The sequence below is a fragment of the Pandoraea captiosa genome, from assembly GCF_902459775.1.
In the GTDB taxonomy this organism is placed as follows: Bacteria; Pseudomonadota; Gammaproteobacteria; order Burkholderiales; family Burkholderiaceae; genus Pandoraea; species Pandoraea captiosa.
Genome location: NZ_CABPSQ010000002.1, coordinates 308,743 through 321,616 on the forward strand (window position 1 = coordinate 308,743; position 12,874 = coordinate 321,616).

The 12,874-nt window shown below is 64.1% G+C and carries 13 protein-coding genes; all 13 read left to right on the forward strand.

Annotation, left to right across the window (positions count from 1 at the left end):
• Positions 1-21 precede the first annotated feature (21 nt).
• On the forward strand, positions 22-1,335 hold the full coding sequence (locus PCA31118_RS06610) for a FliI/YscN family ATPase (RefSeq protein WP_150624200.1): 1,314 nt from the start codon (positions 22-24) through the stop codon (positions 1,333-1,335).
• Entirely contained in the window at positions 1,319-1,774 is a 456-nt protein-coding gene (locus PCA31118_RS06615) for a hypothetical protein (protein ID WP_174990364.1), read from the forward strand. The genes PCA31118_RS06610 and PCA31118_RS06615 overlap by 17 nt, the downstream gene beginning before the upstream one ends.
• Positions 1,762-2,799, forward strand: a complete 1,038-nt coding sequence (locus tag PCA31118_RS06620; RefSeq protein WP_150624204.1) for a SpaN/EivJ family type III secretion system needle length determinant — start codon at positions 1,762-1,764, stop codon at positions 2,797-2,799. The genes PCA31118_RS06615 and PCA31118_RS06620 overlap by 13 nt, the downstream gene beginning before the upstream one ends.
• On the forward strand, positions 2,799-3,785 hold the full coding sequence (locus tag PCA31118_RS06625; RefSeq protein WP_150624206.1) for a YscQ/HrcQ family type III secretion apparatus protein: 987 nt from the start codon (positions 2,799-2,801) through the stop codon (positions 3,783-3,785). The genes PCA31118_RS06620 and PCA31118_RS06625 overlap by 1 nt, the downstream gene beginning before the upstream one ends.
• Entirely contained in the window at positions 3,775-4,419 is a 645-nt protein-coding gene (locus tag PCA31118_RS06630; RefSeq protein WP_150624208.1) for an EscR/YscR/HrcR family type III secretion system export apparatus protein, read from the forward strand. The genes PCA31118_RS06625 and PCA31118_RS06630 overlap by 11 nt, the downstream gene beginning before the upstream one ends.
• A gap of 9 nt (positions 4,420-4,428) precedes the next feature.
• On the forward strand, positions 4,429-4,695 hold the full coding sequence (locus tag PCA31118_RS06635; protein ID WP_150624210.1) for an EscS/YscS/HrcS family type III secretion system export apparatus protein: 267 nt from the start codon (positions 4,429-4,431) through the stop codon (positions 4,693-4,695).
• A gap of 1 nt (position 4,696) precedes the next feature.
• The gene (sctT, locus tag PCA31118_RS06640; RefSeq protein ID WP_150624212.1) at positions 4,697-5,476 is read left to right on the forward strand and encodes a type III secretion system export apparatus subunit SctT; all 780 of its coding nucleotides are present in this window, start codon (positions 4,697-4,699) and stop codon (positions 5,474-5,476) included.
• A gap of 5 nt (positions 5,477-5,481) precedes the next feature.
• Positions 5,482-6,879, forward strand: a complete 1,398-nt coding sequence (locus PCA31118_RS06645; protein WP_150624214.1) for an EscU/YscU/HrcU family type III secretion system export apparatus switch protein — start codon at positions 5,482-5,484, stop codon at positions 6,877-6,879.
• A 118-nt stretch (positions 6,880-6,997) separates the two neighbouring features.
• The gene (sicA, locus tag PCA31118_RS27490) at positions 6,998-8,320 is read left to right on the forward strand and encodes a type III secretion system translocator chaperone SicA (RefSeq protein ID WP_281356207.1); all 1,323 of its coding nucleotides are present in this window, start codon (positions 6,998-7,000) and stop codon (positions 8,318-8,320) included.
• A complete protein-coding gene (gene sctE / locus PCA31118_RS06655) occupies positions 8,317-10,056 on the forward strand; it encodes a type III secretion system translocon subunit SseC family protein (RefSeq protein ID WP_150624216.1) in 1,740 nt (579 codons plus the stop codon). Before sicA ends, sctE begins: the two co-directional genes overlap by 4 nt.
• Positions 10,057-10,066: 10 nt before the next feature.
• Positions 10,067-11,128 (forward strand): hypothetical protein, encoded by a 1,062-nt coding sequence (locus tag PCA31118_RS06660; protein WP_150624218.1) that lies wholly within the window; start codon positions 10,067-10,069, stop codon positions 11,126-11,128.
• Between the two features lie 28 nt (positions 11,129-11,156).
• Positions 11,157-12,335, forward strand: a complete 1,179-nt coding sequence (locus tag PCA31118_RS06665; RefSeq protein WP_150624220.1) for an IpaD/SipD/SspD family type III secretion system needle tip protein — start codon at positions 11,157-11,159, stop codon at positions 12,333-12,335.
• Positions 12,336-12,400: 65 nt separating this feature from the next.
• Complete coding sequence (locus PCA31118_RS06670; RefSeq protein ID WP_174990366.1) at positions 12,401-12,868, forward strand: hypothetical protein; 468 nt, start codon at positions 12,401-12,403, stop codon at positions 12,866-12,868.
• Positions 12,869-12,874 lie beyond the last annotated feature (6 nt).

Here is a 12,874-nt window from a genome sequence, read left to right on the forward strand (position 1 = left end):
TCTGCATATGGGGAGCCCGTCATGTCGTCATTGAACCGCCAAGCGCCGCTCATCCGGCAACTCTCACTGATCTCCCGCATTGCGGGGCACACGGCGGAAGCCCACATCCCGGGCGTGACGATCGGCGAGATCTGCGAGATTCGGCGGACATGGCGCGACGCCCAGGTGGTGGGACAGGCGCAGGTCATCGCGGTGCACGACGACCGGGCGGTGCTCAGTCTGTTTGCCGCCACGCAAGGGCTGTCCTGCGACTCGGCGCTCATGCCCACGGGGCGTCAGGCGACCTGCCGTCCGCATGACGAATGGCGCGGCGCGGTGCTCGACGCCGGGGGCGGCGTGGTGGACCGCATTGACGGTCGGGCCCGGGTGGCATTGCGCGCCTCGGCGCCGGAGCGCGGATTGCTCGCCCCGGCGCTGCCCTACGACAACCGTGTCGGCGTCGATACCGGTCTGCATACCGGATTGCGTGCCATCGATGCGCTCATGCCCTGTGGCGTCGGCCAGCGTGTCGGCATCTTCGCGCCGGCGGGGTGCGGCAAGACGTCGTTTCTCAGTGCGCTGATGGCGGGCGTGGAAGTGGACACGACGGTCATCGCACTGATTGGCGAGCGGGGTCGTGAAGTGGTGGAAATCGTCGACGAATTGCGCGAGTCACCGGGCGCACACCGTTGTGTCGTGATCTTTGCGACATCGGATGCACCGGCAGTCACGCGCCGCAACGCCGCGCTGCTCGCGACCACGGTTGCCGAACATTTCCGCGATCAGGGGCACCGCGTGGCGCTTTTCGTCGATTCCCTCACGCGCTACGTGCGCGCATGCCGCGATCTCGCGCTGGCGACCGGCGAGTTGCCCATGCGCGCCGGGGTGCCCGCCTCCGTCTACACCAGTCTGCCGCAGTTGCTGGAGCGCGCCGGTGCGGCCAGGCGCGGCAGCATCACGGCGTTCTACACCGTGCTCATGGAAGACGAAGAGATGCCCGACCCGATGGCCGAGGAGATTCGCTCCATTCTGGACGGCCACATTCATCTGAGTGCGCAGCTGGCTCACCGCAACCACTATCCGGCCATCGACGTGCTGCGCAGTGTGAGTCGGGTCGCAACCCGTGTCGCGAGCGAGGAGCATTTGCGCGCCGCCGGTGCGTTGCGCGCCTGGCTCGCACGTCTCGAATCGTTGCAGACGCTGGTGGATCTGGGCGAATACCGCCCGGGGGCGAATGCGCAGGACGACCGTGCGATGGAGGCCAAGCCGCACATCGACGCATTCTTGCAGCAAGGGCGAGGGGAGTGGTCGCCGGCGGAGCACACGCTGCAGAGGCTCTATGAAATCGTGGGTTGAGGCGCGACGTCTTTGCCGGGGGGCGTTGCAGATGAAGCAATTGCAGGAGCGGGAACTGCAAAGCATTGCCGCGCAGGACGCAGTGCTTGCCGAGCGATATACCGCGCTTGCGTCGCAGCGCGACGCCATCCTCGCGTTGGTCGATTCTTCGAAGCCATCGCAGCGCGAATCGGATATCACAGGGCTGCGCAGCGGCATGCGTGCGACGTCGATGCTGCGTCAGCAGGTGCGCGACATCGAAGTCACGCTCACGACCCTTGCCGAGTCGCGTGAACGACTCGCAACCGACCGGGATCTGGCGGAAAACGAATGGCGCCGCTGGTGGAGAAAGGAGACGAAGTACACGCGCCTGGCGAGGACACTGCGCAACGAAGCGCGCAAACGCCAGGCATTCGTTGAGAGTGGTGAACTTGAGGAGCGTCAGTCATGGGGCCTATGAGCGGAGCTGTCACGGTAGTGCCGTCGGTCGGTCCGGCGGAGCCGGGTTTGCAGCAGACCGACGAAAAATCGATGCGCGATCGGGTTGACGAGGCCAGACGCCAGCACGAGTCGGCGGACCGTGAGCGCGAGGTGCCGCTCGATGCCGCGCTCGTCTGGCTGATGCATGTGCCGCAGGATCGCTCGCCACCTTTGTCGTTCGACGAACGGCGCGGCGCCCGACGAACGGACAGCGACAGCGACGCATCGTCCGGCAAGCGCGCGACCGAGGAGGTCGAGCGTGCCGAGCGCCGTTTGCGTGACGAAGCGGGGGCTGCCGCCGAGCGGCCCGCCGCGAAAGCGAACGCGTCGATGTCGCCGCCGGTGCGCGCGGGAGAAATCGATACCGCGAGGACACCGACCGGGACCGAGGACGGCCGCAGCGGTACGGCGGATCAGACCACGACGGCGCAAGGCGGCGAGCGGGCCGTGAACCACGCGAAGGAGGGAAAGATGCTCCTGTCCGCCCCTTCCAACCCTTCCGCTTCCGACGACGCACGAATCGCGCAAGCAACGCCGGGAAGCGATACGTCCGGATCGGGCCGTCACGGCAACGCCGACGCGGGCGGTTCCGGAACCCCTGTCCTTGCGTTGTTGAACGGGCAGGCCCCCACCCTGCATCGACCGGCGCTGAGTGCGCCCGTACGCATGCCTCGGGGGGCGCAGTCGCAGGCACACCTGCCACGCCAGACAGACGGCGGCGGCAGCGGTGGCAGCGGCGCCCGAGCGTCGGGCGCGGGCGAGAGCCTGCGCTACGCATTCGGCAGTTGGGGCAGGGGGCATTTCGTCAACGTGCAGGTCGTACAGACGGACGGTCGGCGCAGCTTTGTGCTTGGCGCGTCCGACGCCATCGTGCAGCGGCGGTTGTCGGCGGCATTGCCGCACGCGGCGAGTGGCGTCTCGTCGTCGCACGGTCCGAACGGCATCGACCTGCACACCGTCAAGGCGATCGAGTCGACGGGCGATAGCGCCGATGAGGCGTCGTGATGCTCAGACTGCGCCGTATCGATGAGGACATGACGCGACTGAATGCGGCGGCTCGGGCGTGGCGCGCGCGGGGGTGGCACGCGTCGCTCGAACATTTGCCGCGCACGGGGTCGTGGATGCGGGTGCAGGACACGGCACATACGTGGCAAGGCTGGGTGGAGCCGGGGATGTGGCTCGAAGGCGTGGCGCACGAACTCGCGTCGCTCGCTTGCAGTGCCGACTCGGAGCAACTGGCCGCCCGCCTGTTCGCGGTCACCGCCAGTCCGCTGCATCTGCCGATGCCGGAGCTGCGTTACGACGTGCTCGATGTCGGCGCCCCGGTGGATGGGGCCGCGCTGCCCGAGGCAACGTTGCTCAAGGTGCGCGCTGCCGAATGCCCCGTGTGGCTCGCGCGCGTGCCTGAGGTCCGTAGTCACGAGCCGCTCGATCTGCATGGCGTGCGCTTCTGGCTGAACGTGGAGCTCGGGCGCAGCCGCGCGCGTCTGGCAACGCTGCGCAACGTCAAACGGGGCGATGTGCTGATCGTGCGCGACGTGCGGCGCTCGTTGAGCTGTGCCGGACAGGTGATCGGCGGTTATCAACAGGAAGAAGGGAACGCGATGCTGGAGACTTTTTTGCACGACGACGTCGACGACACGTCGCCGGACGGTGGCGATGAATACGCGCAGCACGACGCACACGACGAAGGCTTTGGAGAATCGGCACAAAGGGCGGTGGCGATGCCCTTCGCGCAACTTCCTGTGGAGCTCGTGTTCGTGCTGCAACGCGAGCGGATGACACTCGCCGAATTGCAGCAGATCGGGCGCACGCACCTGCTGCCATTGCATGCCGATGCGCAGCGGCGTGTGGAAGTGCGTGTGAACGACACCTTGCTCGCGCGCGGCGAACTCGTGCAGCTCGACGGCAGGCTCGGGGTCGAAGTCTCCGAGTGGCTGCTGGAGACGCCGGGCGTGCGAGGCGCGAAGGGGCCCGATCATGTGGAGTGACATGCCGGTCATCGGCATACTGAGCTTCTTCACGCTGTTGCCCTTTCTGGTCGCCTCGGGCACCTGCTTCGTCAAGTTCTCCATCGTGTTCGTGATGGTGCGCAATGCGCTGGGCTTGCAGCAGGTGCCCAGCAACATGACGCTCAACGGCGTCGCACTGCTGATCTCGATATTCGTGATGTTGCCGGTGGCAACCGCCGTGCTCGACGCCTATCATGCCAACCCCGTCAATTTCGCCGATCCGAATTCGGTCCGGCGTTTTCTGGACGATGGGCTCTCCCCGTACCGCGACTATCTGGTGAAGTACGCCGACCCGCAACTCACGCAATTCTTCGCGCGGCAGGAGATGACGCGTGACAGCGCCGACATGCCGGTCGACGCCTCGACGCCGTCGATCTTCGCGTTGCTGCCGGCGTACGCGCTCACCGAGATCAAGAACGCGTTCACCATCGGCTTCTACCTCTATTTGCCGTTCGTGGTGGTGGATCTGGTGGTCTCGAGTGTGCTGCTCTCGCTTGGGATGATGATGATGAGTCCGGTCACGATTTCGGTGCCGATCAAGCTAATTCTCTTTGTGGCGATGGACGGCTGGTCGCTGCTGTCGCAAGGGCTGGTTCGCCAGTATCTGCCGTGAGGGTCGCACGTGCTCGATAACCTGATTTTCGCAGGCAACCGTGCGCTCTACCTCGTGCTGGTGCTCTCGGCGGGGCCGGTGGCGGTGGCAACGCTCGTGGGCGTGGCCATCGGTTTGCTCCAGACCGTGACACAGGTGCAGGAGCAGACACTGCCGTTCGGCCTGAAATTGCTCGCGGTGTCCATGAGTCTGTTCCTGCTGGCCGACTGGTACGGCGAGACCCTGGTGGCGTTCGGTGCGGACATGATGCGACTGGCCATGGCAGGCAAAGCCTGAGATGGATCTGTCACTGGTATTTGCGCATCACGACGGCATCATGGCCACTGCCATCGCCTACGCGCGCGTGGCCCCGTCGGTGTTTCTGCTGCCGATTCTCAACGGCAATGTGCTCGCCGGCGTAGTACTTACGGTGGTTTCGATGTGGATGGCCGTCGGTGTCTGGCCATATGCGTACGGCACGCCGCTGGTGCTCGATGCGCCCGTGTGGGTCGTGTTGCTGCGCGAGGCTGCCATCGGACTGGTCATCGCCGTGGCCGTCGCATTCCCGTTCTGGGTGTTTCATGGCTTGGGCGCGTACATCGACAACCAGCGCGGTGCCACGCTCAGCAGCGTGATCGACCCGGCCAATGGCGTCGACACGTCGGAACTGGCGGGCTTCTTTCAGTGGTTCGGCGCGGTGATCTATCTGCATCTGGGCGGCATGACGCTGTTGCTCGAAGTGCTCGCCCGAAGTTACCGCGTATGTGCGCCGTTTGCCGGATGCACGTTATCCGCTGCGCGTGTGCATGCATTCCTCGACGTGCTGGTCGGACACGCAATTGCGCTCTCGGCGCCGGTCGTCGGCGCCTTGTTCCTGTCGGAAGTCATATTGGGATTGCTGTCGCGGTTCGCGCCGCAGGTCAATGCGTTCGCGCTGTCGCTCACGATCAAGAGTCTCATCGGTTTCACGATCCTGCTGATCTATTTCGCCGCGACCCTGCCCGACGCCATCGTCCCGCTCTTCATGCGCCCCGACGACGTGGTGCGCTGGCTCTCGCCTTCCGTGCCCGGGGGCTAGGCTCGATGGGGGAGAAAACAGAGAAGCCGACACAAAAGCGGCTGCGCGATGCCGCAAAAAAAGGGCAGTCGTTCAAGAGCAAGGAATTGACGATGGTCACGCTCGTGTTCGGCGGGCTGCTCTTCGTGCTCTCGACCGATCCGTTGTTGTGGCTGATGCAGGAGTACCGTCAGGTGCTCGCAGACGGGCGCTTCGCCAATCCGCAAGCATTCGCCGTGAGGCTCTTCCGACACGGACTGGAAGCGTTTATGCCGGTGTTGCTCGTATGCATCGCAGCGGCGGTGCTGCCCACGTTGCTCCAGACCGGATTTCTCTGGGCGAGTCAGGCGCTCAAGCTCAATCTCGGCGCGATCAACCCGTTGCAGGGCATGAAGCGCATCTTCAGCCTGAGAACCCTCAAGGACGCGATCAAGTCGGTGCTGTACCTGCTCAGCTTCGGTGCCATCGCCCTCACGTTATGGAGCACCGGAAAAGGCTTGCTCTTCGCCCAGATTCACATGAGTCCCGCGGGGGTGGCCGCCGCATGGATTGCGCTGACGGCGAAGCTGGTCTGGATCGCACTGGTCTGCGTGGTTCCCATTGCGATTCTCGACGCCATGGTCGAGTTCTGGCTGTTCATACGAGAGCAGCGCATGGAACGGCACGAGGTCAAACGCGAGCACAAGGACTCCGACGGCAACCCCGAGATCAAGCAACGACGGCGCGCCATGCACACGGAACTGCTCTCCGAAGGCGTGAAATCCGACATTCGCGATTCGCGACTGATCATTGCCAATCCCACACACATTGCCGTGGGCATCTACTTCCGGCCCGACCTTGTCGTGATGCCGTTCATCTCCGTGATGGAGACCAACGCCCGGGCGCTTGCCGTGCGCCGCTATGCCGAGTCGCAAGGTGTGCCGGTGATCGGCGACGTGGCGCTCGCGCGCCGTCTGTATGCCACGCACCGCCGGTACACCTTCGTGTCCATCGATGAGATCGACGCCATCATGCGGCTGCTCGTCTGGCTCGAAGACGTGGAAAGGGCGGGAATGCACGACGCTGTCGATGTCACCGATACCACCGATACCACCGACTCCACCGACTCCAGCGACTCCAGCGACTCCAGCGACGGCGAGGCTTCGGGTGGGTCGGACGCGCCGCCTGAGCCGGGGGCGCCGGGTGAGATCATCGGCGCGCCGCAAGCCGAGCGTTCGACTAGCACAGATGAAGGCGAGAACAATGACAGCGGCGGCGTCATGGGATTGGAAAAGGAAACGGCTCAATTCGCGCGCGAGATTCGGCTCGGTACCGAAGAGCACGCGCAATCCCCGCCGTACGGGGCTTCGCGCGGTGTCACCCCCCGTCAGGAATCACAGGGTGTCGAACCGACGAAACCCGACATTGGTGACCACATTCGATAGAACGCTTTTTGGAAGTCTCCCAAAGGACGCGTTGCTTAAATGCTAGTTATCGGGATGCCGGCAATGACGACGAGCAACACGGCGCAATCCCCACTTTGATGAGCCCCCGGGAGGAACGATGGAACGTGAGGACATGCGCCACCTCTGGCGGTGGCATACCGTCGGCAACGATGCCGGCGTGCCTGCGAACGAGATCGATAACGATGACGCTGCGCAGACCGGGGCATGTCTGCGTGCCATGGCGCAACAGGCGTATGCGGGGCTCACGAGGCGCGTGTCGATCGACGGGCTCGTGCTGCCCGCCGCGCACGAGCTGTTTCCCGATCCGTCGGCGCCGCGCTTGTTGCAACGCTTGTCGGCGGGCATGTCGTGCGGTGTCGGTCGTCGCATTGCTCGGGTGCGCCTGAGCGACGCAGCTCGCCTGGCGCTCGCATCCCACGACCGCGCGCGGGTGGCGTTCGAACGCAGTCAGGCACGGGCGATGCAGGCCGACGCCGTGGTCGCCGAGGTTCAGCTGGTGCTCGAGATCCTCTCTCCGAACGACCCGCAGTACGCGCGGGCGAGCCGCAAGCGCCACGCGGCGCTAGCCGAGGCGCGAGACGCGGCGACGCAGGCCGACCAGGGATATCGGCGCCTTCGCGAGAGTGCCGTGGAGTCGTGGATCCGGCATCTGGCGCGACTGCCCGATTTTCCGCAGACGCGCGCGGCCTCGTCCAGGGGTAGCCGTTCCGGCAATCACAGCCGGGGCGAGCATCGGGCCTTCTGGGGACGTCCGGCGAACGGATGCCGTCGCGCGGCGGTGTCCCGGCTCGCATTCATTCCAGTCACCCGGCTGGCCAACAGAAGATTGACCCGTTTTCGGGTATCGGAAGGAGGTAATTCGATGACACAAGCGGCAACACAATCAGACACGGACGAAGGTCGCGTCACCAACGCAATCTGGAATGCCGTAATCGCCGGCGCGAGTCTCAAGGACATTCATGGCATTCCGAGCGAAACCATGGACGGCCTTTACGCGCACGCCTACGACTTCTACACCAACGGTCAGTTGGCACAGGCCGAAGCGTTCTTCCGCTTCCTGTGCATCTATGACTTCTATAACCCCGAGTACATCGTGGGACTCGCGGCGGTGTGTCAGCTCAAGGAGGAGTATCAAAAAGCGGTCGATCTCTACGCGATGGCGTTCGCTGTGGGCAAGAATGATTACCGACCTGTCTTCTACGCGGGGCAGTGCCAACTGATGATGCGCAATCTGCCGTTGGCGCGCGAATGCTTCTCGCTCGTGTGCGAGAGCAGTTGCGACGCGGATCTGCGCACCAAAGCGCGTGCCTACCTCGACGCCACCGGTCCCGGCGACGACGACCGGAAGGCGTCGGGTTCCGGCGATTCGCCCGAAGCCCCTGCCACGGGGGGAACACCTGACGACAAGGAGGCAGCATGAATACGTCGACGGTTTCGCAGTACGGCGTCACACCGCCCGCTCCCGGACCCGAAGAAGACGCGGGAACGAACGGCACGCAAGGGACCGACAAGCCCCCCGTCGTCGAGAAGTTCGATTTCGGTTCGGTGATGAAGAAGATCGTTGAAAACATGGCATGGAAGGGAGACGGTACGTCCGACAAGCTGTCGGATCCTCCGGACCTGAAGCCACCGGCGACGGACACGCGTGTCACGCTGACCTATCTGCTCAGCCAGATCACCGCACTGTTCGGTGAGTCATCGTTGGCCGATTTGCAGGGCCGTCTCAAGGAACTGGAGGCGAGGGCCGCCGCGCAGCAGGCGCTGGCGCAGGAAAGCCAGAAGGCGTTCGACGATGCCGTTGCCGAGGCGAACGACGCGCTCGCCGCCTACGAGGCCGCAGCCGACAACCTGGACAAGGCACAAAAGGCGCTCGATAACGCCAGGGACAAGCTCGCTGCCGCGAAAGCCGCCCTCGACGCCACGACGCCGGGAACCCCGGAGCACGACGCGGCGAAGCAGGCGTACGACAAGGCGCAGTCCGAATACGACGCGGCGAAGGGCAAGTACGACGCTGCAAAGCAGGACGCCCTCAAGGCCCACGACGCGGCGAAGGATGCGATGAAAAAAGCCGACGACTTGCTCGACAAGTTTCTGAGCGAGCATCCGTTCGGACAACTCAACCAGAATTCCGGCAAAGACCATCTCGACAATACGACCACGCTCATCTACCTGATGGCCCAACTGGCGAAGTTGCTTGGCGACTCCGCGAACGACGCCATTCAGGAGGACATGAAGTTCTTCGAGAAGATTCGCAAGGCGCGTGAAGCCGACATGATCAAGAAGAACGAGGAGTACGAGGAGCAAGTGAAGAAGGCCGAGAAGATGAACAAGATCTTCGGCATCTTCGGCAAGATTCTCGGCGCCGTGCTGGCCGTCGTTGGCGTGCTCGGCGCGGTGTTCACCGGTGGCATGAGCACCACGCTGACCGTGATCGGCGTGGGATTGATGGCGGACTCGATCATGGGCGCGGCGACCGGCTTCTCATTGGTCGGCGAGGCTATCAAACCGGTGATGACGCACGTCGTTCAGCCGCTGGCGGAAAAAATCGGCAGTTTCGTCGGTTCGATGCTCGAAGAGCTCGGCGTCGCCAAGGACACCGCGGAGCTGATCGGCAACATCGTGGGTGTCGTGGCGGCCGCGGTCGTCGTGGTCGCCGCCGTTGCCGTCACGGTGGCCGTGGGCGGTGCGGCGGCCGCCACCAATATGGGCAAGATGCTCGGGCAGATGGTGGGCGATGTCGTCAAGAAACTCGTGCCCGATCTGCTGCGCGAAGCCGGCAAGGCGGGCAGCAAGTATCTGACACAGAACCTGACGGCGGCGGCCGCCAAGCTCGGTGTGAAAGAAGGAAACGCTCAGATGCTCGCGAACATCCTTCGTCAGATCGTGACCGCCGGCGAGCTGACGAACGCGACGGTGCAGGCCACCGGCAGCACGGTCACCGGCATCTACGCCAAGAACGCTTCGGACGCGGCCGCCGACATGATGGTGTCGCAGGACACGCTGGAAAAAATCACGGATTCGGTGAAGCAGTCGTCGGACAAGTTCGCGGCGACGCAAGACGTTGTCACGAACCTCGTGACCCAGATGTCCGATGCGGGCCGGGTCGCACAGGAATCGCAGCGCTTCGTGATGAACAACGTGCGCGCTGTCGTTTAAGGAGCCTCTCATGAACATTCTTGAAGTCAGTCACAAGCCCGTCGTACCGACGCTGGACTCGCTTACCCCGAAAGACGCGCCACCGCCCGCGTTGCTGTACAACGTTTTCACCCCCCCTCTCGACGACGAGGAGGACGACGGCGATGGATACCGTCCGTCGCTGCTGAGTCCGCCCCTCGACGCCGACCGCGACGGTGCACTCGATTGGCTCAAGGACCTCGATGCCAAGGACAAGCCCGGCAATAAGGACGGGGGATCGCAGTACGGCAGCCTGATTTCCGCAGACGTGGTGCTGCTCGGCAAGTTCTTCGAGTTCTTCCAGAAGTCGTTCCAGAACGGCATTGAGTTGCGCAACAAGATGGCGGACGTGAACCTGCAGTCGGTGATCGCCGGCAGTGACGCGGTGAAAGAGGCCGGCAAGGCGCAGATGTGGGGGGGAATTTCCGCGGGTCTCACGCAGGGCCTCCTCGGCGGCTTCGGTGCTTTCAAAAACCTCTCGGCAGTGTCCAAGGAGCGAAGCGCGTTGAAAATGCAGCCACCGAAGCCGGATGCGCCGCCCACGGCGCCGCCGGCCAACAGTTCGCCCGATGCGCTGTCGACATCCAATACCCCGGACGGTCAACTGCCGGGCACGCGCCCCCCCGGCGTTGGCGCCGACGACGTGCTCGACGCGGCGCCGCCGCGCGTGAACGTACCCGACGACGTGCCCGATGTCCCTGCCCCGGCGACGTCCGGTGATTCGACACCTCCGCCGGTGCCGGACGGGCCCGGTCCCGATGCGTTGAATCTGAATGCGAAGAACGATGCGGCCGTCGGCGGAATATTCTCGATGGTGGCGGGGCCGTTGGCCAACATGATGAACGGGACCGCGCAATACGCCGCAGCGCTGGAGCAGCAGAATCAGAAGCTGGCCGACAGCGGCGCACAGCTTAGCCGTGACGGCACGACCAATTCGCAGGAGCAGGCGAACATCGATCTCTCGCTCGTGCGGGAAATGCTCAAGGCGAGCGATGCCATTGCTCAGGCGAAGGCTGGGGCGGGTTCCGCCATTGCAGGTAACTTGCGTGCCTGATGTGCCGCGATTCTCAAAGGACAGATGAATGACGGAAAGTGTTAGCGACCGCTTCGTTCCCTGGCTCATGTTCCAGGAGGCGAGCGTCATAGACCCGGGTGTCGAGGGCCGCAAGGAGAACAATGCGCCCGGCCAGCAATCCAGCGACGACCTGTCGCCGATGGCGTCCCTGCTCGCCGGGGTCGTCAAGAGCGCGGACCGATTGGGTGCGGCGCTGCGAAGCGTCGACGATTCGATGAGCGATCTGAAGCAGGGCCGGGTGCTTGCCGCTGCGCTCGACGAGACGCTCGACGATGCGCGCATCGCCGCGCTCGACCTGGGATCGCGGCTGAAAGGGTTGGCAGGCAGCGATATTCCCGTGCCGGACGCGCTGAAGGAGCAGTTGGTCGATCGCTTCACCGAGCGACCCGGCGCCGGCAAAGGCAACGATCCGGATGGGTTGGGCACAAAGTCGGCGGACGATGCTCCGAAGACGGATGTCAATAACAATGACGCGCCCGAAAACAAAGAGGACGACGCAGACGACGGCAAAGACAAGGGCGACGACGACTATGTGCCCCCGACCGACGGGCAGATATGGGACAAGCTCGTCGAGGTGATCGGCCACATGAAGGAGGAGTTCCTCAAGATCTTCGGCGATGCGGCCCAGAAGTATCTGAACTTCAGCAAGGAGCTTGCCGACATCATCTCGAAATTGTCGGGATGGATCGAGAACAAGAAGGACGGCAAAGAGGTCGATCTGGATGTCGGCAAGTTGAATGAGGCGCTCCAGGCCCTCATGGATAAGTACTCGCTGCCGAGCAAGAATGGCGTTCTCTGGCCCAAGCAAAAGGAGGGCGACGGTGAGGCTGAGGGCGGAAGCAAGGCGGACGCCGAGAAGTGGGCGAAAGACCTGGGCCTGCCGGAAGGCAGTGTGGTGGAGCAACCCAAAGGCAGTGATAACTACGTTGTCGTGGTCGATACCGGCACCATCCAATCGATGATTGATTCGCTGCCCAAAGGTGATAACGGTATAGCCCGGATGACGACCCAGCAGCTCGAAATCTGGCGCACCGGGTTCATGGGGCAGGAAAGTGTCGTCAAGACGCAGGTGCAGGGGTTGTCGCAGCGTTTCGCCACCGCCAACGCCACGAACGAGAATCTGGTGAAGTTGCTCAGCGGTGCGATTCTCGCGATGAGCGAATCCAACAAGGGGTTCTTCCGGTAATGGGCGCTGAAGGCATTCTTCATCACGCAGCCCGTTCACGCCGGGTGCCGAGCCTCACACGGGAAATGCTGCCCTGTGCCCGCTTTCGCCCCGGCCCGTTGCGCAATCTGCCGTCGCAGGCCTACCTGTCGGCGCTGCTCTGCACGGGCGACGCGCGGGCGCTCGGTGTCGCGTTGCTGATGGTGGTGCGCGACGCCTTCGATCCGTCCGCATTGCCGGACATTTCGTTGCGGCGCCAATGCAATGCGATGCGTGACGCAATCTTGCCGCGTGACGCCATGCGTCAGCGCGCCATTCTGGAGCGCTTCGCCAGCGGTGAAGCCAAGCCGCTCGGCGACACGCTGGGGTTGCTGATTACGCTACTGGCCGACCACCCGCAGCGTGACGCCTTGCGCGACTTTGCCGCACAACTCTGTTTGCGCGACTTCGCGCCGGCACACGAAATACGGCGCAATCCGCTCGTCGCGGCGATGCTTGCCGGGCTCGGGTTGTTCTCTCGCTCGTCGCCGTCGGCCTCTGCCGTACTGCAATAACGCGAA

Excerpts from the sequence above, each read along its gene's own strand:
- sctE (WP_150624216.1), top strand. The coding sequence starts at position 8,317 with ATGAATACGTCGACGGTTTCGCAGTACGGCGTCACACCGCCCGCTCCC.
- PCA31118_RS06630 (WP_150624208.1), top strand. The coding sequence starts at position 3,775 with ATGTGGAGTGACATGCCGGTCATCGGCATACTGAGCTTCTTCACGCTG.
- PCA31118_RS06610 (WP_150624200.1), top strand. The coding sequence starts at position 22 with ATGTCGTCATTGAACCGCCAAGCGCCGCTCATCCGGCAACTCTCACTG.
- PCA31118_RS06665 (WP_150624220.1), top strand. The coding sequence starts at position 11,157 with ATGACGGAAAGTGTTAGCGACCGCTTCGTTCCCTGGCTCATGTTCCAG.
- PCA31118_RS06625 (WP_150624206.1), top strand. The coding sequence starts at position 2,799 with ATGCTCAGACTGCGCCGTATCGATGAGGACATGACGCGACTGAATGCG.
- PCA31118_RS06620 (WP_150624204.1), top strand. The coding sequence starts at position 1,762 with ATGGGGCCTATGAGCGGAGCTGTCACGGTAGTGCCGTCGGTCGGTCCG.
- PCA31118_RS06615 (WP_174990364.1), top strand. The coding sequence starts at position 1,319 with ATGAAATCGTGGGTTGAGGCGCGACGTCTTTGCCGGGGGGCGTTGCAG.
- sctT (WP_150624212.1), top strand. The coding sequence starts at position 4,697 with ATGGATCTGTCACTGGTATTTGCGCATCACGACGGCATCATGGCCACT.
- PCA31118_RS06660 (WP_150624218.1), top strand. The coding sequence starts at position 10,067 with ATGAACATTCTTGAAGTCAGTCACAAGCCCGTCGTACCGACGCTGGAC.
- sicA (WP_281356207.1), top strand. The coding sequence starts at position 6,998 with ATGGAACGTGAGGACATGCGCCACCTCTGGCGGTGGCATACCGTCGGC.
- PCA31118_RS06670 (WP_174990366.1), top strand. The coding sequence starts at position 12,401 with ATGCTGCCCTGTGCCCGCTTTCGCCCCGGCCCGTTGCGCAATCTGCCG.
- PCA31118_RS06645 (WP_150624214.1), top strand. The coding sequence starts at position 5,482 with ATGGGGGAGAAAACAGAGAAGCCGACACAAAAGCGGCTGCGCGATGCC.